Source organism: Labrys sp. HAY1-8F, assembly GCF_056754975.1.
On record NZ_JBPGWZ010000002.1, the window covers coordinates 2532094 to 2550523 of the forward strand.

The 18430-nt window shown below is 63.3% G+C and carries 16 protein-coding genes; 7 read left to right on the forward strand and 9 right to left on the reverse strand.

The genetic code is table 11. The annotated features are described in order from the left end of the window. The first annotated feature begins 214 nt into the window (after positions 1 to 214). Positions 215 to 1771 carry a vWA domain-containing protein gene (locus ACR9ZN_RS20855; RefSeq protein WP_481273077.1) on the forward strand — a complete coding sequence of 519 codons (1557 nt, stop codon included), beginning with the start codon at positions 215 to 217 and terminating at the stop codon, positions 1769 to 1771. Between the two features lie 1111 nt (positions 1772 to 2882). Here ACR9ZN_RS20855 and ACR9ZN_RS20860 read toward each other — a convergent pair. Beyond that, entirely contained in the window at positions 2883 to 3350 is a 468-nt protein-coding gene (locus ACR9ZN_RS20860) for a MarR family winged helix-turn-helix transcriptional regulator (protein ID WP_481273078.1), read from the reverse strand. A 53-nt stretch (positions 3351 to 3403) separates the two neighbouring features. Between ACR9ZN_RS20860 and ACR9ZN_RS20865 the strand changes: the two genes are divergently transcribed. After that, a complete protein-coding gene (locus ACR9ZN_RS20865) occupies positions 3404 to 3829 on the forward strand; it encodes an anthrone oxygenase family protein (RefSeq protein ID WP_481274377.1) in 426 nt (141 codons plus the stop codon). On the opposite strand, the gene ACR9ZN_RS20870 is transcribed toward ACR9ZN_RS20865, so the two are convergent. Next, positions 3808 to 4719 carry a LysR substrate-binding domain-containing protein gene (locus ACR9ZN_RS20870; RefSeq protein ID WP_481273079.1) on the reverse strand — a complete coding sequence of 304 codons (912 nt, stop codon included), beginning with the start codon at positions 4717 to 4719 and terminating at the stop codon, positions 3808 to 3810. The two genes, ACR9ZN_RS20865 and ACR9ZN_RS20870, sit on opposite strands and share 22 nt — an antisense overlap. 93 nt (positions 4720 to 4812) lie before the next feature. Here ACR9ZN_RS20870 and ACR9ZN_RS20875 point away from each other — a divergent pair, with 93 nt between their 5' ends. Then, on the forward strand, positions 4813 to 5070 hold the full coding sequence (locus ACR9ZN_RS20875) for a hypothetical protein (RefSeq protein WP_454816292.1): 258 nt from the start codon (positions 4813 to 4815) through the stop codon (positions 5068 to 5070). Between the two features lie 164 nt (positions 5071 to 5234). Here the strand turns inward: ACR9ZN_RS20875 and ACR9ZN_RS20880 are convergent, their stop codons facing one another. Together ACR9ZN_RS20880 and ACR9ZN_RS20885 are read right to left on the reverse strand one after the other, a co-directional pair. Further along, positions 5235 to 5711: a VOC family protein gene (locus tag ACR9ZN_RS20880; protein WP_481273080.1), complete on the reverse strand. Its 477-nt coding sequence runs from the start codon at positions 5709 to 5711 to the stop codon at positions 5235 to 5237. A 99-nt stretch (positions 5712 to 5810) separates the two neighbouring features. After that, entirely contained in the window at positions 5811 to 6701 is an 891-nt protein-coding gene (locus ACR9ZN_RS20885; protein ID WP_441771139.1) for a LysR family transcriptional regulator, read from the reverse strand. Positions 6702 to 6921: 220 nt separating this feature from the next. Between ACR9ZN_RS20885 and ACR9ZN_RS20890 the strand changes: the two genes are divergently transcribed. After that, complete coding sequence (locus tag ACR9ZN_RS20890; RefSeq protein WP_481273081.1) at positions 6922 to 8454, forward strand: MFS transporter; 1533 nt, start codon at positions 6922 to 6924, stop codon at positions 8452 to 8454. Positions 8455 to 8474: 20 nt separating this feature from the next. On the opposite strand, the gene ACR9ZN_RS20895 is transcribed toward ACR9ZN_RS20890, so the two are convergent. From ACR9ZN_RS20895 to hutC, 5 genes are all read right to left on the reverse strand, one after another. After that, entirely contained in the window at positions 8475 to 9233 is a 759-nt protein-coding gene (locus tag ACR9ZN_RS20895; protein WP_481273082.1) for an esterase family protein, read from the reverse strand. A gap of 4 nt (positions 9234 to 9237) precedes the next feature. After that, positions 9238 to 10407, reverse strand: coding sequence for an ATP-grasp domain-containing protein (locus tag ACR9ZN_RS20900; RefSeq protein WP_481273083.1), 1170 nt, complete (start codon positions 10405 to 10407; stop codon positions 9238 to 9240). A 363-nt stretch (positions 10408 to 10770) separates the two neighbouring features. After that, positions 10771 to 12027: a porin gene (locus ACR9ZN_RS20905; RefSeq protein WP_481273084.1), complete on the reverse strand. Its 1257-nt coding sequence runs from the start codon at positions 12025 to 12027 to the stop codon at positions 10771 to 10773. 399 nt (positions 12028 to 12426) lie between these two features. Further along, positions 12427 to 14100: a urocanate hydratase gene (hutU, locus tag ACR9ZN_RS20910; RefSeq protein WP_481273085.1), complete on the reverse strand. Its 1674-nt coding sequence runs from the start codon at positions 14098 to 14100 to the stop codon at positions 12427 to 12429. 80 nt (positions 14101 to 14180) lie between these two features. Further along, positions 14181 to 14984 (reverse strand): histidine utilization repressor, encoded by an 804-nt coding sequence (hutC, locus tag ACR9ZN_RS20915; RefSeq protein ID WP_454816306.1) that lies wholly within the window; start codon positions 14982 to 14984, stop codon positions 14181 to 14183. A 112-nt stretch (positions 14985 to 15096) separates the two neighbouring features. Here hutC and ACR9ZN_RS20920 point away from each other — a divergent pair, with 112 nt between their 5' ends. The 3 genes from ACR9ZN_RS20920 to ACR9ZN_RS20930 all read left to right on the forward strand — a co-directional run bounded on the left by ACR9ZN_RS20920 (position 15097) and on the right by ACR9ZN_RS20930 (position 18406). Then, positions 15097 to 16503 (forward strand): formimidoylglutamate deiminase, encoded by a 1407-nt coding sequence (locus ACR9ZN_RS20920; protein ID WP_454816308.1) that lies wholly within the window; start codon positions 15097 to 15099, stop codon positions 16501 to 16503. A gap of 36 nt (positions 16504 to 16539) precedes the next feature. Next, positions 16540 to 17397, forward strand: a complete 858-nt coding sequence (locus tag ACR9ZN_RS20925) for a transporter substrate-binding domain-containing protein (protein ID WP_434959710.1) — start codon at positions 16540 to 16542, stop codon at positions 17395 to 17397. 154 nt (positions 17398 to 17551) lie between these two features. Continuing rightward, positions 17552 to 18406, forward strand: a complete 855-nt coding sequence (locus tag ACR9ZN_RS20930) for a transporter substrate-binding domain-containing protein (RefSeq protein ID WP_434958365.1) — start codon at positions 17552 to 17554, stop codon at positions 18404 to 18406. Positions 18407 to 18430: the final 24 nt, after the last annotated feature.

Consider the following 18430-nt stretch of genomic DNA (forward strand, 5'->3'; position numbering starts at 1 on the left):
AGGCGCAGGCTCACAGAAGAGATACCATAATATAATACTATATCCAATATTCTAAGGTTGCACCATTCCTCCACCGACTTCATGAAGCGCAGTGAATTGGGCATGTAAATTTTTATCCTTTAAAATCAATATCTTGTAAAATAAATCGTCGCCTCTCATTCGACTTGGCACGCTCCCTGCAGAGAGGTCCTCGTAACGAACGAGGATGATTGCCATGGCAAATAAGTCGCTGTTTGCCTCCTTTGTGGGGAAGATGCTGCCGAAGACCGATGCGGCCAACAAGCACGGTGCCCCGGCCTATCAGTTCACGCCGCGCCACGCGCTAGCCCAGCTCGCCGTCACCGGCACGCTGAACCGCACCTTCTATGCGAGCGCCACCGCGCAGCTCGACGAGACGCTCAAGGCGGTCTGCGAGGTGGAGAGCGCGTTCATCGCCAAGGCGGCCATCTATGCCCGCCAGCGCGGCCATATGAAGGATATGCCGGCTCTCCTGCTCGCCTATCTCTCGATGCTGCAGACGGGCGATTTCGCCAAGGCGTTTCCGCGCGTGGTCGACAACGGCAAGATGCTGCGCAATTTCGTGCAGGTGATGCGGTCGGGTGCCGTCGGTCGTAAGTCCCTCGGGACCCGGCCGAAGAAGCTGGTCCAGGCCTGGCTCGAGACCGCTTCGGACATCGAGATCATGCGTGCCAGCGTGGGCAACGATCCCTCGCTCGCGGATGTGATCAAGATGGTCCACCCCAAGCCCGCCAGCAAGGCGCGCGAGGCGCTCTATGCCTGGCTGATCGGGCGTCCCTACGATGTGGAGGCGCTGCCTGACATCGCCCGGGCGTTCGAGGCCTTCAAGCAGGATCCGTCGCTGCCGGTGCCGGCCGTGCCGTTCCAGATGCTCACCGCGCTGCCGCTCACCCGGCAGCACTGGGCCGGTATCGCCGACAAGGCCGGCTGGCAGATGCTGCGGATGAATCTCGCCACCTTTGCGCGCCACGGCGTGTTCGAGGTGGAGGGCTTCGCCGAAAAGCTTGCCGCGCGGCTTGCCGATCGCGAGGCCATCAAGCGGGCACGGGTGTTCCCGTATCAGTTGATGATGGCCTATGCGCAGGCCGGGCAGGACATCCCGCCCGTGGTGCGTGAGGCGCTGCACGATGCGATGGAGACCGCGGTCGCCAATGTGCCCGCGATCGAGGGCCGCGTGGTCGTCTGCCCGGACGTGTCGGGTTCGATGTCCTCGCCGGTCACCGGCTATCGCAAGGGTTCGACCACGCAGGTGCGCTGCATCGACGTGGCCGGCTTGGTGGCGGCTTCGGTGCTTCGGGCCAATCCGTCGGCCCGGGTGATCCCGTTCGAGCAGACCGTGGTCCGCGTGGACCTCGAGCCGCGCGACACGGTGATGACCAATGCGCGCAAGCTTGCCTCCATCGGCGGCGGCGGCACCAACTGCTCGGCGCCGCTGGAGAAGCTGGCGAACGAAAAGGCCAAGGTGGACCTGGTGATCTTCGTCTCGGACAACCAGTCCTGGATCGATGCGCGCCGGGGCGGCGAGGCCACGCAGATGATGAAGCAGTGGGAGCGGGTGAAGACCAGCAATCCCAATGCCAAGCTGGTGTGTCTCGACATCCAGCCCTACACGACCACCCAGGCGCAGGAGCGCGCCGATGTGATGAACATCGGCGGCTTCTCGGATGCGGTGTTCGACACCATCGCGGCCTTCACGAAGGGCGAGATGAGCGCCGAGCACTGGGTCGGCGAGATCGAGAAGATCGAGCTCTGATGCAACATGATTTCCGACCGGCGGCTTCACGCTGCCGGCCGGAGCCAAGGTGTACGGCAATGGGCCACGGCAAATGTCGACGGAACTACAGACTGCGAATCCCGGGGTTGCGGGTTCAAATCCCGCTGCAGCGCAAGCTGCATAGCTCAATCGGTTAGAGCACGGACCGCCGCAAGGCGGTAACGTTTCGTCACTCTTGTTGTCGTGGCTTCCACTGCCAGAGCAAGGCGCGTTTCAGCAAACGCTTTTGGAGATTTACTACCGGACGCGGCGAATGCCGGCGGAACTACAGCCTTCACGCTCCAGGACGCGGGTTCGATTCCCGCCAGGCCGCAAGGCCTGTAGCTCAGTGGATAGAGCAGGATGTTTCGTCACTCTCGTCGCCGCGGCCCAACATGACATTTTGCAGCAAGCGGCGAATGCCAGTGGGACTACAGGTTAGAGCGCCCTTTCATCAGAAGGGGAGGTCGGCGTTTTCGATGGCGCCCCGCGCAAGCGGTAGCTCAGTCATTGTCCCCCTTCAAACCTCGTCGCCGCACGCACCTCGACTGAAAGGAATTTCGACACGTCACGGCGAATGCCGATGGGAATACAATGTCGCCAAAGCATGGGCGCCGCAGCCGGACAAGCTGTACCCGACTCACCGTTATCGGGAGCCCATTCTCATCCCTCTCGTCGCCGTGGCCCAAACCTTGAACGACACCGCGCAGAGCGGCGAATGCCGATGGAACTACATGGTCCTCCTGGTTCGAATCCGGAACCTTGCGCCAGGCCGAAAGGCTCCGCGCGGGTGAAGAGGTTTCATCCCTTTCGTCGCCGCGTCTGCCCGGCATGATTTAGAACGTTGCGGCGAATGCCGGCGGAACTACATGGCTATTCCCCAAGTGATGCGGGTTCGAGTCCCGTCGGGTCCACCATGCGGGCCCGTAGCTCAATGGTAGAGCATATGTTTCGCCATCCTCGTCGCCGCAACGTCTTCCTTCTCCTTCCGGCGAATGCCGGCAGGGCTTTCATCGTGATTAGGCGCAAGCCACCGGGCCGTTAACCCGGAAGCGTCCGGAGATGGACATCGGATGCCTGCCACTTCTCGTCGCCGCCCCCGGCTCCGGCACTACTCCGGATCGGCCTCCGCCTCCAGCCGAACACGCAGGGTTTCAATCAGGCGCAGGCAGGCCGTCACCTCTTCAGCCGTCAATCCCTGCGCGAGAGCGTCCACCCAGGGCTTCTGCAGCCGGTTCGCGGCTTCATAGGCAGTCTTCCCCTTTGCCGTCATCATCACCAGCCTGGCCCGGCGATGATGGGGATTGTCGCGGAAGGCGAGAATGTCCTCGTCCGCCAGTTCGTTGACGATGCGCTGCACGCCCTGGCGATTGAGTCCCATGGAACGGGCAAGATGGGCTACGGGCTGCGGGGTGCCGGCCAGCGCAATGGCGCCGAGCACCTGCCAGCGCGCACTGCTCAACCCGACGCCGGCCACCAGCCGGTCGCCGGCCGCGAGCAGGCGCCCATTCAGGCGGAACACTTCGAGGATGAGGGCCGTGACACCTTCACCGACCAGCGCAGGATCCGATTCATTCATTGACAATATATATCCAATTTGACAACATATTGTCAAATTGGAGCAGATCCATGCTGATCGGCCAGATCGCCCTCATCCTCGCAGCCGCCTTCGCCGGGGCCGCCTTCTACATCAACGTTGCCGAACAGCCGGCGCGGCTCAGCCTCGACGACGCCTCCCTGCTGGCGCAATGGAAACCGAGCTATGCGCGCGGCTTTGCCATGCAGGCCAGTCTCGCCGTTGCCTCGGGTCTCGCTGGCCTCGCCGCTGTCTGGCTCTCCGGCAGCTGGCTCTGGCTGGTTGGCGCCGTACTGATGCTGGCGAACTGGCCCTATACGCTGCTGGGCATCATGCCGACCAACCGGCTCCTGGAGGCAACGCCGAACGATGAGGCGGGCTCGCAGACGCGCCTGCTCATCGGGCGCTGGGGCCGGCTGCACGCCATCCGCACCGCCCTCGGCGCAGCGGCAACACTGGCCTATCTCGTCGCCTCCGCCTGAGACCCGGCTGCCACATCGGCCAGCTCGGCCCGCAGCCAGGCTTCGAAAGCCTTTACTTTGGCTGAAGGCTTGCGGCGCGCCGAACTCACCAGCCAATAGGCAAGGCCTGTCTGCACCGGGCGCGGGAAAGGCGCGACCAGGCGCCCATCGCGCAGGGCATCCTGGGCCAATGTCAGCCAACCGATCGACACGCCCTGGCCGGCGATCGCGGCATCGAGACAGAGCGCCGCATCCGAAAAGGCCGGACCGGCCGCGAGCGGCAGATCCGCCTTGCCATTAGCCGCCAGCCAGATCGGCCAGGTCTCGGGCGAGTTGTAGTCGATGATGGCAGGAAGCTTGACCAGATCTTCAATGTCCCGAATGCCGGCCGCCAATGACGGCGAGCAGAGCGGAAACAGGCTCTGATCCATGAGATAGTCAGCCCGTACGCCCAGCCAGGGCCCGGCGCCGACGCGCACGCCGACATCGACATCCGAAATGTCGAAATCCACCAGCTCGACCGAGGCATCGATGCGCAATTGCAGGCCCGGATGAGCCTCATGGAAGCGATGCAAGCGCGGCACCAGCCATTTGGCGGCAAGAACCGGCGCGACCGTCACCGTCAGCACATGCTCGGCCCGGGCCTCGGCCGTGGTCAGTGCCTGCGAGATCTCCCGGAAACCGCGGGTGAGGCCCGCGAGCAGGGACTGGCCGAGCGGTGTCGGCATCAGTCCCTTCGGTCCGCGCGTGAAGATCGGCCGTCCCAACCGCTGCTCGGCCTTGAGTACCTGCTGGCTGACGGCACCCACGGTGACGCCGAGTTCCTCGGCGGCTTTCGCCATCGAGCCCAGGCGCCCGGCGGCCTCGACCGCCCGCAAGGCACCGAGCTGATATCGCAGCAGACTATCCATATAGTTTTTCTATAGCATGCCCGCGCAGAACTCCATTTCTTTCCTGCCGCCTTTGCCCGAGATTCAGCAGCAGAATTCAGGGATATCGCAGACATGCTGACCGTCAGGATACTCAAGACCCTTAAGGAGTGCTGGACCAAGCTGTGGCTGGTATCAGGCCACAGCCTGGAGCCGCTCGACCATCCCAGCCTCCAGGCCATGTCCCTGCGGGAACTGGCCGACCTGCCGCTGGAACCACCACCGGCACCCGGTCATGATGCGGGCGCGCTGGTCCCCAATCCGGGCAGGGCGGCAGCGTGTCGCGCACCATCGCATCAGCCCATGCGGGGAGCAGCGATCGCCGCTCGCTAGAACGGCTGATCACCAATAACCGAATTGAATGGGCTCAACCTCTGTCATCGCCGGGCTTGACCCGGCAATCCAGCCCGCCTTTCGAGGCATCGAGACCGGGCCGCCGGGTGCCCGGTCAAGCCCGGGCAAGACAAAGGAGCGCTTCAGCCCTTCCGGACAGTGCCTTACACCGCGTCATAGGCCTTCTGCAGCGTCGCGATGTCGAACTTGATCGCCCCGAGCACGGCGGTCATGACCCGTTGCGCCTTGACCTGATCGGGATCGGCCAGCAGCGTCGGCAGGATCGAGGGAACGATCTGCCAGTGCACGCCATAGCGGTCCTTGAGCCAGCCGCAATGGATCAACTCGCCCTTCTCGCCCAGTGCGTCCCACAGCCGGTCGACCTCGGCCTGGTCGGCGCAGTCGATGTGGAAGGAAACAGCGTGATTATAGTCGCATTTCTCGCCGCCATTGAGGGCGAGATAGCTCTCGCCGGCGAGGGTGAAGCGGACCATCAGCACACTGCCGGCCTTGCCGCCCGGACCGTCCGAAACATTGCGCTGCACATGATCGACGCGCGAATCCGGTAAGAGCGAGACATAGAAATTGGCGGCCTCCTCGGCCTCCCCCGCAAACCACAGGCACGGCGAAATCTTGGACATGGCGTTCTCCTCCGAGGGGCCTCGCGGCCGGATATCTCAAGGACGAGGGAAGGTCTGCCAATCCGACAATACCGCGAATCTTGGCCGCGCATTTCATGCTCACACACCGCTGAGCCTGGCCTGCATGAAGTCCACGAAGACACGAACCTTCGGCGAGAGATGCCGGTTGGACGGCCAGATCATGTTGAAATTGCGCGGCCCGCCCACGTGATCGGGCAGCACGGTTCGCAACGTCCCCGTCGCGACGGCATCGCGCACCAGGAAATCCGGCATGACGCCGATGCCGAGGCCACCCAGCGTGGCGCCTCGCATCGCCTCCATATTGTTGCAGGTGAAGATGGTACGCGTGCGCGGTTCGGGCTCGTCCGGCGGCAGGATCAAGGGCCATTCCAGCATCCTGCCGCTGTTGAGAAAGCGGTAGCGGATGGCGAGATGGCCATCGAGATCGCGCAGCTTCTGCGGCGTGCCATGACGATCGAGATAAGCGGGTGAAGCGAACAGCATCTGGCGGAAGGAGCAGAACACCCGCGACATCAGCCGGGAATCCGGCAGCTCACCGCTGCGGACGGCGATATCGACACCCTCCTCGACCAGGTCGACCAGCCGGTCGTTGAAGTCGAAGTCGAGTTCGATCTCCGGATAGAGCGTGGTGAATTCCGGCATCAGGGGCATCAGGATGTGATAGGTGACGACCGGCGTCGACACCCGCAGCCTGCCCCGTGGCGCATCGCGTGAACCCGCCACGATGGCCCAGGCATCATCGAGATCGTCAAGGACGCGGCGGCAGCGCTCGTGGAACAGGCGTCCCTCCTCGGTGAGGCGAATGGTGCGGGTGGTGCGCTGGAACAGCCGCACGCCGAGATCCTGCTCCAGCTTCGCGACCGCTTTGCCGACGGCCGAGGCCGAAAGGCCGAGCACCCGTCCGGCCGCGGCGAAACTGCCGAGATCCGCCGTGCGCACGAAGGCCGTGAGATTGCCGCTCCTGTCCATATATCCTCCGCGAGAGCATCCAGCCGGGAAGGCCCGGTCAAGCCTCCTCGCCATTCCGGAATTTCATTCCGCTATCTTCGGAACGAAGCCCCTATTTCGCCGATAATGCGGCAAGAATAGATTGCTCGCAACGGATCGCGCCATTTCCACCGGTTAGCTTCTACGCGGAGCCGCCTGGATCGGGCCGGCGACCTGCTACCAAACTTTGAGCACCGATTTCATGACAGACCGAACCTTGGCTCCGAGCGCAGCCCACAAGGCGCTCATCCTCCTATCCGTCTGCCTTGCCGCCATCGCCATGCCGCTGACCTTCACCGGCCCGGCCGTGGCGCTGACCGCTATCGCCGACACACTGGGCGGCAGCCCGGTCGCCTTGAACTGGGTGACGAATGCCTTCATGCTGACCTTCGGCAGTGCGCTGATGGCCGCCGGCGCCCTGGCGGACAGTTTCGGGCGCAAGCGCATCTTCCTCACAGGCGTCGCCGGCTTCGCCCTGGCCTCGCTGGCCCTGGTGGGGGCACGCTCCATACTGGTCTTCGACCTCCTGCGCGCACTCCAGGGCATCGCCGCCGCTGCGGCCTTCGCCGGCGGCATGGCGGCCCTGGCACAGGAATTCTCCGATACTGCCCGCATGCGCGCCTTCAGCGTCGTCGGCGCGAGCTTCGGCGCCGGCCTCTCCTTCGGCCCGATCAGCTCGGGCGTGATGACGCAGACTTTCGGCTGGCCCAGCATCTTCCTTGCCGTCGTCGCCTTGACGGTTGCCTCCTTCCTGATCGGCATCGTCGTGCTGCGGGAATCCCGTGATCCCAAGGCCCGCGGACTGGATTGGCCGGGCGCGATCAGCTTCACGCTCGCCCTGACCCTGTTCACCTATGGCATGCTGCAGGCCCCCGAAAGCGGCTGGGGCGATCCACTCGTCATCGCCCTCCTCATCGGCGCCGTCGCCCTGATGGCACTGTTCGTGCGCATCGAACTCAACTCGCCTCGCCCCATGCTCGATCTCAGCCTGTTCCGCTATGGGCGTTTCGTCGGTGTCCAATTGCTGGCAGCCGCCCCGGCCTATGCCTTCGTGGTGCTGCTGATCCTCTTGCCGATCCGCTTCGTCGGCATCGAAGGCGTCGATGAAGTCGCGGCCGGCCGCATGATGATGGCCCTGTCCGCTCCGCTGCTGGTTCTCCCGCTTCTGGCGGGCTGGCTCTCGCGCTGGATCGCACCGGCCGCGATCTGCGGCCTCGGCCTGCTGGTCTGCGCCGCCGGGCTTGCCTGGTTGAGCTTCATGCCTGTTGGTGGCGCGGTATCAGCCATGCTCGCGCCCATGGCCGTGATCGGCATCGGCATCAGCCTGCCCTGGGGCCTGATGGACGGCCTCGCCGTCTCCGTGGTGCCCGCCGAGCGCGCCGGCATGGCAACCGGCATCTTCTCGACGGTTCGCGTCGCCGGCGAAGGCGTGGCGCTCGCCATCGTCAGCGCCGTGCTCTCGGCCCTGACCGCCGGCCACCTCGCCGGTGAACAGGTGAGGGAAGGAGCCCAGAAACTGGTGACGGGCGACGTCGCCGGCGCTGCCGGTGCGCTGCCACGGCTTGCCCGCTCCGCGCTGATCCAGGCCTATGGCGATGCTTTCGCCACACTGCTCCTGCTGCTCGCCGCCATCACCATCGTTACGGCCGTGGTGGTCTTCGTCTTCCTCGGGCGCCGCGAAGCCCCGACGCGGGCCAACGCTGAGGAGGCGACCGCGCTGTCCTCTTCCCTCTGACCCCAACCCGGCCAGCCGCGCTATCCCACCGGACTGGCGCGGTCGGCCTCCAGCCATTTACCGAAGAAATACACGATCTGCCGGTGCCACCAGGGCCAGTCGTGGCTGACATCGGGGCCCCAAAAATCGATCCAGGCCGGAATCCGCTTGGCGGAAAGGACCTGCGCTAGATTGCTGGTATCCTCGATCATTCTCTCTTCCCAGGCGCCCAGCCCGCAACAGAAGAACAGGCGGCGCGAGCGGATCCGATCCAGCAACTCGCCTTCCTCCAGACCACCGAGATAGGCAAGCGGCGAATTGAAATAGATCTGTCCGTCGAGCGCCGCCCCGAAGAAGTGCCGGGTCGAGTAGACGCCGCTCAAGCCGATCACACCCGCCACCGTCTCCGGAAAACGAAACAGGAAGTTGCTGGCGTGGAAGGCCCCCATCGAGCATCCGGTCAACAGGGGCGCTCTTCCGCCGGTCGCATCCAGGATTTCCGGCAGCAATTCATGGCGGACATAGCGAAAATAGGCCTCGTGGCGGCCGACGCGGTGCTGGAGATCGCCATGTTCGGCAAAGAAACTCTCGCCGTCGATGCCATCAACAGTCCACACCTGCAGTTCGCCGGCCTCGATGCGGTCGGCAAGGGCGGCGATGCCGCCCGAATCCTCATACTGATAGAAGCGCCCGTTCGAGGTGGGGAAGACCAAAACCGGCCTGCCGGCATGGCCATAGACCTTGAATTCCATCTCGCGCCCGAGTTCGGCGCTGCCACGCTTGTGATAGGCGATCCGCAACGTCTCAATCCTCCACGGCCTGGATGAAACGCACGATCGCCTTCACCTCATCGAAATCCTCGGAACGGAACTGATAGGCGAAATTGCCCATGGCCCGGCTGAATACGGCCTCGATCGGCGCGAAATGCACGATCTTGTCACCATGCGCCTTCAAGATGGCCTGGTGGCCGTTGACGTAGCGGATATGGTTCTTGCGGCTGGCATAGCCGACATAATAACGCCCCTTGAACGGACCGCCGACCGCATGATCCGCCACCATGCTGGCCCATTCGCGATAGACGTCCATGTCATAGGCATAGTTGATGGCATCGGTCATCCAGGCGCCGGGAGGGCGCATATTGATCTCCAGCGCCACGATGCGTTTGTCCGCCCGTGTCTGGAAGAACTCGATATGGAAAAATTTCTCGCGAATGCCGAAACTGGCGATGGTGGCCCGTCCCGCCTGTTCAATCGCCGGATCGACATGGGGCAGGCAGTAATAGTTGAGATGGCTGTCGGCGTTGACCACGCCCATGATGGATTGCTCGAAGCGGTGACTGGCGGCGAACACGATTCGGCCTTCGCGATCAACAAGCCCGTCATAAGTGAGCACGATGCCGTCGATGAACTGCTCGACCACATAGGTAACCCCCGGTCGTCGACTGGCCTCGAAGCGGTCGAGATCGCCGGCCGAGGCGATCTTCACGGTGTTGCTGGCCCCCGAGCCCTGATCAGGCTTGATCACGACGGGATAACCGACCTCGCCGATGAAAGCCTCCACATCCGCGCGGTCGACATAGGGGCACTGGCGGATCGTCTCGACGCCCGCCTTGTCGAAAAAGGCCCTCATCTTCGACTTCTGCTTCAGATTGTCGACGAAATCGCGTTTGATGCCGGGAATGTTGAAATCGGTGCGGATGCCGGCATCCTGCTCGAGCCAATGCTCGTTGAGGGATTCGAAGCGATCGATGCGTCCCCAGCGATGGATGAAATGGCCCATGGCGCGCAGGACCTGATCGCCATCCTCCATGTTGGAAACGCGGTAATATTCGGCGAGCGCGCTTTTGAGCTCGGGCCGCAGTGTCTCGTAGGAAGCATCGCCGATGCCCAGGACCGTCACGCCGGCGCTGGCCAGCCGGCTGCAGAACGTCGCGCCATTGTCGGGGAAATGCGGGGAGAAATAGACGAACTTCAAGGCAAGGCTCCAGAGCGGGCAGCACATCTCGCTCTACAACATCGCGGCCCGCCACTAAAGGCCGGCACCATGCCGCTTCTCATCTGAAGTTCCAAAAATACTGGCGCATTGACGGCTGATTTGCCGGGGGACGCGCGCCCCCCCCCCCCGGAGTCCTGTGCCCTCGCCTGCGCTTGGAAACACGCTGGCGAGCAGGTTGGAGATAGTAGAAAAGGGGGCCGCAATGCCCAATCCCGTTCACTGAGGCGTCGTCGAGTTTATACGACCCTCGCCGGCGCGTTTCGCCTGTCTCAAGTGACGCGGATTAGACCCTGCCCCCTTTCTTGCGCACCAGCTCACGCCGGCATCGGACTGCAGTCCTCCTCAGAACATCCGCTTGATGCGGATGCCGCCGACCACCGAGTTGAGCTTCTCCTTCGGCCTGACATCGGCGAGGGTATCGGTGCCCAGCTCACGATCGAACTCCGAGCGGATGTAGGAGACTTCCCCGGTCACCGACAGGCCCTTGACGATCATGTAGGTCAGGTTGCCGGTGATGGCATATTCCTTGGCCTTGAGGTCCTGGCCATTGATGCCGGCACCGTCATAGCGCGTGTCGATATAGCTCGGCACGATGTTGAAGCCCCATTGCGGCGTGAAGTTGCCGCCCAGTTCCGCCGTGATCGACCAGCCCTTGCCGGCTTCCAGCCGCGAAAAGCCGTTGCGATAATAGAAGTCCTGCGCCCGCATGGCATAGAGATTGTCGGCGCCGAGATAGTCCAGCGCACCATCGGCATACTGGCCTTCGATCACCAGATGCCCGTCCTGGAGCTGTGGGATCTTGATCAGCACATCGCCGCCGATCGCATAGCCCCATTTGTTCTGGTGACGCAGGGCGACCCCGTCCGGCGTGCCGTCGTCAAAGCGCGAGGCACTGCGGAACTGATGGGCCGCGGCCTGAAGCGCGACCGTGCCCCACTCCTGATCGAGCCTGAGCACGCCGACGACATCCGGCACCTGCTGGCCGCCCTGATAGGCGAACACGTCGTTCTGGCGGTGATCGCGGCCATCCTCGATCGACAGGGTGGCCGAGAAGCCGCCACCGAACTGCGCCGTGTAGGCGAGCAGGTTCACCGTGTTCGACTGGGCGTAGTAGGGGCCGAAGATGGTGTTGCCATAGTCGTTGTCGTAGAAGCCGAAGAAGGAATGCGCATAACCGGCCGTCAGCCCGCCGAACTGGATGAAGGCCTTGTCAATGGTGAAGCGGTTGCGCTGCTCCGTGCCATTGACACGGGTGGCGGTATTGCTGTCCGCGTTGATCTGGAAATAGGAGCGCAGCAAGCCATATTCGGTCTCGGTGCGGGCATCGAACCAGACACGGGCCTGGGCGTTGAAGGCGGTGCGGTTGTCGTCGCGATTGAACTTGCCACCGCCATAGACGCGATAGTCTATGCGGAACTCGCTGCCGATCCGCAGGCAGGTATCGCTACCGGGAATATAGAAGAAGCCAGGCCCAAAAGCCGTGCAGACCTTCACATATTCGACGGCCTCGCCCTTGGTCATGGGAAGATCCGCCGCATGGGCGGCCGCAAAACTGGTGAGACCGGCGACTGTTCCCAAAATAAATGATTTTTTTATCATGATTTCCTCCAAGAAAATATCCGCCACCTAGTAAAATACAGAAGGTATTCGGATTAAAATCGTATCGGCAGCAGAAGAAAAAGTACGACATTAAGAAATTTACCGCTTAAATCTGAACCAATCGAACCAAGCCGACAACACAAATTCTTGCCACTTGCCTGAGAATGGCCGCTTTTTAGCCTCCTTGTTACTTAAAAGTCACATTGCAACAATGACATGCTGCAACTCCACCTTGCACCGAGCGGTAAACCAAGGTCACCGCTTGGTGGGACGCCCGGCGACGGAAACGCTCCATCCGGGCAAGAAAAAGGCGGGCCCGAAGACCCGCCTGTCGACCACCCCCGCGGGGTTGGCCATGATCGTATTTTAGAGGATGCCGGGCAAAGCCGGCACGCCGCCTTACTTGTTCAGCATCGGCAGATTCATGCCCTGCTGCTTGGCCCAGTCGATGGCGATGTCGTAGCCGGCGTCGGCATGGCGCATCACGCCGGTGCCGGGATCGTTCACCAGCACGCGGGCGAGGCGGCGGTCGGCATCCTCGGTGCCATCGCAGACGATGACCATGCCCGAATGCTGCGAATAACCCATGCCGACACCGCCGCCATGATGGAGCGAGACCCAGGTCGCACCCGAAGCGCAGTTGAGCAGGGCGTTGAGCAGCGGCCAATCGGACACGGCGTCCGACCCGTCACGCATCGATTCCGTCTCGCGGTTGGGCGAAGCGACAGAGCCCGAGTCGAGATGGTCGCGGCCGATGACGACCGGGGCGGACAATTCGCCGGTGCGCACCATCTCGTTGAAGGCGAGGCCGAGGCGGTGGCGCTGCCCCAGGCCGACCCAGCAGATGCGGGCGGGCAGGCCCTGGAAGGCGATGCGCTCGGCGGCCATGTCTAGCCAGTTGTGCAGATGCTTGTCGTCGGGAATGAGCTCCTTGACCTTGGCGTCGGTCTTGGCGATGTCGGCAGGATCGCCCGACAGGGCGGCCCAGCGGAAGGGGCCGATGCCGCGGCAGAACAGCGGGCGGATATAGGCCGGCACGAAGCCCGGAAAATCGAAGGCGTTGTCGACGCCGACTTCCTTGGCCATCTGGCGGATATTGTTGCCGTAATCGAAGGTGGGCACGCCCATCTTCTGGAAGTCGAGCATGGCGCGCACATGCACGGCCATCGACTTCTTGGCCTCGGCGACGACATGGGCCGGCTCGGTGCGGGCGCGCTCCTTGTACTCCTCCCAGGTCCAGCCAACAGGCAGGTAGCCGTTCAGCGGGTCATGCGCGGAGGTCTGGTCGGTGACCATGTCCGGGCGGACGCCGCGGGCCACCAGTTCGGGCAGGATCTCGGCGGCATTGCCGAGCAGGGCGATCGAGACGGCTTCCTTGCGGTCGCAATGATGCTTGATGAGTTCGAGCGCGTGGTCGAGATCCCGAGCCTGCTTGTCGACATAGCGGGTGCGCAGGCGGAAATCGATGCTCTGCTGCTGGCATTCGATGTTGAGCGACACGGCGCCGGCGAGGGTCGCGGCAAGCGGCTGAGCGCCGCCCATGCCGCCGAGACCGGCAGTGAGCACCCAGCGGCCGGCGAGGTTCCCGCCATAATGCTGGCGGCCGGCCTCGACGAAGGTCTCATAGGTGCCCTGCACGATGCCCTGCGAACCGATATAGATCCAGGAGCCGGCCGTCATCTGGCCGTACATCATCAGGCCTTCGGCATCGAGCTGGTTGAATTTCTCCCAGGTCGCCCAATGCGGCACCAGGTTGGAATTGGCGATCAGTACGCGCGGGGCATCGGCATGGGTCTTGAACACGCCGACCGGCTTGCCCGATTGCACCAGCAGCGTCTCGTCATTGTTGAGGTTCTTCAGTTCGCGAACGATGGTGTCGAAGCACTCCCAGTCGCGCGCGGCGCGGCCGATGCCGCCATAAACCACCAGTTCCTTGGGGTTCTCGGCGACGTCGGGATCGAGATTGTTCATGAGCATGCGCAGCGGCGCTTCGGTCAGCCAGCTCTTGGCGTTGAGCTGGGTGCCACGCGGGGCGCGGATCTCGACATCGCGGAAACGGGCATTGCTTAGCATGTACATGACCTCTTGTTGCTTGTATATACAAGTTAGCAGCAGTTTTACGGGCCGTCAAGGGCATCTGATGCCCCGGACGACTACCCCACCCGGTTCGAGTGCCGGCGATGCTCGATGCGATAACGGCCGCCCGGCAGCAACAGACGCACCGCCGTGACGACATGCTGCACAGCCTCTTCTTCCCCGCCGGCTTCCGGTGTAGGCGCCCCAACCCAGCCGGTGGCAAATGTGCGGCGACGGATCAGCAGGCAAGGATCGGCCCGCGAGATCGCCAGCAGTTTGCACTCCCAGGCCTGCGGCAGCACCGCCTCGATGCGATGTTCCGCCTCGCTCCACGGGACCACCGCACTGAGCACCTCATTGGGCGTCACCTTGGAAAAATCATGGTCGAGATAGGCCGGCGCCACGGCAGGATTGACGAAGCGATCCTCGAGCTGGATCGGCACATCATTGTCGCAATGCACGACGATCGAGTGAAAAACCGGGCTTCCGATCGGCAATTCGAGCAAATCGGCGATATCCGGCGTCGCTTTCAGCGTGTCGAGCAGGAGAACCTGCGCGCTGTAATCGTGGCCGCGCCCACGGATCTCCTCGGCGATATTGGTGACGGCAAACACATCCGAGTGGCTGTTGCCGCCGGCGACGAAGGAGCCTCTGCCCTGCATGCGCACCAATACGCCCTCGAGACTGAGTTCGCGCAGGGCCCGGTTCACCGTCATGCGACTGACCCCGAGCTGCTCCACCAGCTCGCTTTCAGAAGGAATGCGATGATCCGGCGGCCATTCGCCGCTGCGCACCCGCGTCAGGATGTGCTGCTTCACCTCCGCATAGAGCGGCGTGGCCGATATGGCGGGCTCCGGCTTTCGATCCGGCGACATGCTCATGGCGACGTCATTCCTCAAAAATCGCTTCACCGTGTCACACGGCGCTTGTCACGACTGCAAAAATATGTATAAAACTTATACATACAAGTTGCGAACTCGTCGGTACACAAACATGCCCGATTTCCGCCCACAACTCCAGAGCAACCACAGCCTTCATGCCAGCCAGGCCCTGCTGCCCGATGGCTGGGCGAGGAATGTGCGGATCGACATCGATGTCGCAGGCCGGATCAGCGCCGTGACCCCCGATGCCCCGGCCGATGGCGCGCAGATCACCGCGGGGCCCGTGCTGCCCGCCATGCCCAACCTGCATTCCCACGCCTTCCAGCGCGCCATGTCCGGCCTTGCCGAAGTGTCCGGCGCCGGCAGCGACAGTTTCTGGACCTGGCGCGAGGAAATGTATCGCACCGTCGGCCAGATCACGCCCGAGGATGCGCAGGCGATCGCCACCAAGCTCTATGTCGACCTGCTCAAGGCCGGCTTCGGCTCGATCGCCGAGTTCCACTATCTGCATCACGACAAGAGCGGTGCCCTCTTTGCCGACCGCGCGGAGATGGCAAAGCGCATCCTGGCCGCGGCCAGGACCAGTGGCATCGGCATGACGCTGCTGCCCGTCTTCTACGCCCACGCCAATTTCGGCGGCGTCGCCCCGCATGAGGGCCAGCGCCGCTTCATCCACGACATCGAAGGCTTCGAGCGGCTGATGGCGGACCTTGCCCCGGCCTGCACCGCACAAGGTGCCACGCTCGGCTATGCCTTCCATTCGCTGCGGGCGGCAACGCCGGAAGAAATGACCACGCTGCTGGCAAGCCTGCCCAAGGTGATGTCGAAACCCGGGCCGCTGCATATCCACATCGCCGAGCAGCAGAAGGAAGTCGACGATTCCATCGCCTGGAGCGGCAAGCGCCCGATGCAATGGCTGTTCGACCATATGCCGGTCGACGAGCGCTGGTGCCTGATCCATGCCACCCATGCCGATCCGTCCGAGCTCACCCGCATGGCGGCGAGCGGTGCCGTCGCGGGACTGTGCCCGGCGACGGAAGCCAATCTCGGCGACGGCATCTTCGAAGCGGTCTCCTATCGCGCGCAGAACGGGCGTTTCGGCATCGGCACAGACAGCCATGTCTCCCCCAGCGTCGTCGACGAGCTGCGCACGCTCGAATATTCGCAGCGCCTGCGTGACGAGCGCCGCAACCGCCTCGCCAACGGCCCGCACCGCTCGGTCGGCCGCGATATTTACGATGCAGCGCTCGCCGGCGGAGCCCAGGCCCTCGGCCAGCGCATCGGCGCCATCGCCCCCGGCATGACAGCCAGTCTCGTCGTGCTCGATGGCGACGATGCTTTCATGGACAGCGCCAAGGATGACGCTATTGTCGATCGCTGGCTGTTCGCGCTTGGCGACCGTACGGTGCGTGACGTCATGGTTGAGGGGCAGTGGCGTATCCGCGACGGGCGCCACGACCAGGACGACATCATCAATGCGGCCTTCAAGACCGCGATCAGAAACCTGGCGCGCCAGTGAGGCACGCAGGTTGCTGTTAACATAGGGGAATTGATGATGAAGAAGACCCTCATTTCCACCGCCATCCTGGCGCTGGCGACGCTGATGAGCGTTCCGGCCGCGCAGGCCAAGGAGTGGAAAACCGTCACCATCGGCCTGGAGGGCGCCTATGAGCCCTGGAACCTGACCAAGCCCGACGGCACCATGGACGGCTTCGAGGTCGACCTCGCCAAGGATCTATGCGGGCGCATCAAGGTCGAATGCAAGTACATTGCCCAGGACTGGGACGGCATGATCCCGGGCCTCAATGCCGGTAAATTCGACGTGATCATGGACGGCATGTCGATCACCGCGGAGCGCAAGAAGCAAATCGACTTCTCGCGCCCCTATGCCGGTGAGCGGGCCGGTTTCGCCACGCTGAAGTCGAGCGACCTCGCCAAGATTCCGGGCAAGGGCACCATCGTGACGCTGTCGGGCGATGCCACCAAGGACAAGGCCACGCTCGATACCCTGCGCGAAGCGCTGAAGGGCAAGTCCGTCGGCGTGCAGGTCGCCACCAACTATGCCGAGTGGCTGGCCAAGAACTTCAAGGACGTCGTCACCGTCACCGAATACAAGACCGTCGGTGAGGCCGATCTCGACCTGGCCGCCGGCCGCGTCGACGCCACGGTAGGCGACATCACCTTCTATGCGTCGGTGCTGCCCAAGCCCGATCATTCGGAAATGACGCTCACCGGCCCTGAAATCACCGGCCCGGTCTGGAGCGAAGGCATCGGCCCGGCCTTCCGCAAATCCGATACGGATCTGCGCGACATGTTCGACAAGGCGATCGGCGAGGCCCAGGCCGACGGCACCATCAAGAAGCTGAGCCTGAAATGGTTCAAGATCGACATGTCGCCCGAGAACAAGTCCTGAGCTGAGAACAGATGCCGACATCCGGGCGGCGATTACGCTCCGCCCGGATACGACCTCATGCAAGCGGCGCAAGACCGATCGGGGCACTGCAAGGGCGATCCAGAATGAAGCCGATCCGGAAAACCGGGCGGCAGAACCCAAAGGGGAACCGACAATGAAGAAATACCTGCTCTCCTCGGCGCTGCTGGCACTGACGGCCATTGCGGCCATGCCCGCGCAGGCCAAGGAGTGGAAGACGGTCACCATCGCCCTGGAAGGCGCCTACGAGCCCTGGAACCTGACCAAGCCCGACGGCAGCATGGACGGTTTCGAGATCGACCTCGCCAAGGATCTGTGCGGGCGCATGAAGATCGAGTGCAAATTCATCGCGCAGGACTGGGACGGCATGATCTCCGGCCTGAACGGCGGCAAGTTCGACATGATCATGGATGCCATGTCGATCACCGACGATCGCAAGAAGCAGGTCGCCTTCTCGCAGCCTTACGCCCAGACCCCGGCCGGTTTCGCCGGGCTGAAGACCGGCGACCTCGCCAAGATGGAGGGCACCGGCACCACGGTGACGCTGACGGGCGAGGCCGGCCATGACAAGAGCACGGTGGAGAAGATGCGGGAGGCGCTGAAGGGCAAGACCATCGGCATCCAGACTGCCACCGTCTACACCAAATTCGTCGAAGAGAACTTCAAGGACATCGCCACCATCACCGAGTACAAGACCTCGGGCGAGCGCGACCTCGACATTACGGGCGGGCGCATCGATGTCGGTTTCGACGACGACACCTATTTCACTTCCGCCTTCGCCAAGTCAGGCAATGAGCAGATGACGCTGCTCGGCGCCCAGATCGCCGGCCCGATCTGGGGCGAGGGCATCGGCCCGGCCTTCCGCCAGTCGGACAACGATCTGCGCGATATGTGGGACAAGGCGATCGGCACCGCCATCGCCGACGGCACGGTCAAGAAGCTGAGCCTGAAATGGTTCAAGCTCGACGTGACCCCTATCAAGGGATCCTGAGCCGCAGGACGCGTCTTTGCGATT

What these genes read in the sequence shown, in the direction of transcription:
- ACR9ZN_RS20855 (WP_481273077.1), top strand. Translation starts at nt 215, where the DNA reads ATGGCAAATAAGTCGCTGTTTGCCTCCTTTGTGGGGAAGATGCTGCCG.
- ACR9ZN_RS20860 (WP_481273078.1), bottom strand. Translation starts at nt 3,350, where the DNA reads ATGAATGAATCGGATCCTGCGCTGGTCGGTGAAGGTGTCACGGCCCTC.
- ACR9ZN_RS20870 (WP_481273079.1), bottom strand. Translation starts at nt 4,719, where the DNA reads ATGGATAGTCTGCTGCGATATCAGCTCGGTGCCTTGCGGGCGGTCGAG.
- ACR9ZN_RS20875 (WP_454816292.1), top strand. Translation starts at nt 4,813, where the DNA reads ATGCTGACCGTCAGGATACTCAAGACCCTTAAGGAGTGCTGGACCAAG.
- ACR9ZN_RS20880 (WP_481273080.1), bottom strand. Translation starts at nt 5,711, where the DNA reads ATGTCCAAGATTTCGCCGTGCCTGTGGTTTGCGGGGGAGGCCGAGGAG.
- ACR9ZN_RS20885 (WP_441771139.1), bottom strand. Translation starts at nt 6,701, where the DNA reads ATGGACAGGAGCGGCAATCTCACGGCCTTCGTGCGCACGGCGGATCTC.
- ACR9ZN_RS20890 (WP_481273081.1), top strand. Translation starts at nt 6,922, where the DNA reads ATGACAGACCGAACCTTGGCTCCGAGCGCAGCCCACAAGGCGCTCATC.
- ACR9ZN_RS20905 (WP_481273084.1), bottom strand. Translation starts at nt 12,027, where the DNA reads ATGATAAAAAAATCATTTATTTTGGGAACAGTCGCCGGTCTCACCAGT.
- hutU (WP_481273085.1), bottom strand. Translation starts at nt 14,100, where the DNA reads ATGCTAAGCAATGCCCGTTTCCGCGATGTCGAGATCCGCGCCCCGCGT.
- hutC (WP_454816306.1), bottom strand. Translation starts at nt 14,984, where the DNA reads ATGAGCATGTCGCCGGATCGAAAGCCGGAGCCCGCCATATCGGCCACG.
- ACR9ZN_RS20920 (WP_454816308.1), top strand. Translation starts at nt 15,097, where the DNA reads ATGCCCGATTTCCGCCCACAACTCCAGAGCAACCACAGCCTTCATGCC.
- ACR9ZN_RS20925 (WP_434959710.1), top strand. Translation starts at nt 16,540, where the DNA reads ATGAAGAAGACCCTCATTTCCACCGCCATCCTGGCGCTGGCGACGCTG.
- ACR9ZN_RS20930 (WP_434958365.1), top strand. Translation starts at nt 17,552, where the DNA reads ATGAAGAAATACCTGCTCTCCTCGGCGCTGCTGGCACTGACGGCCATT.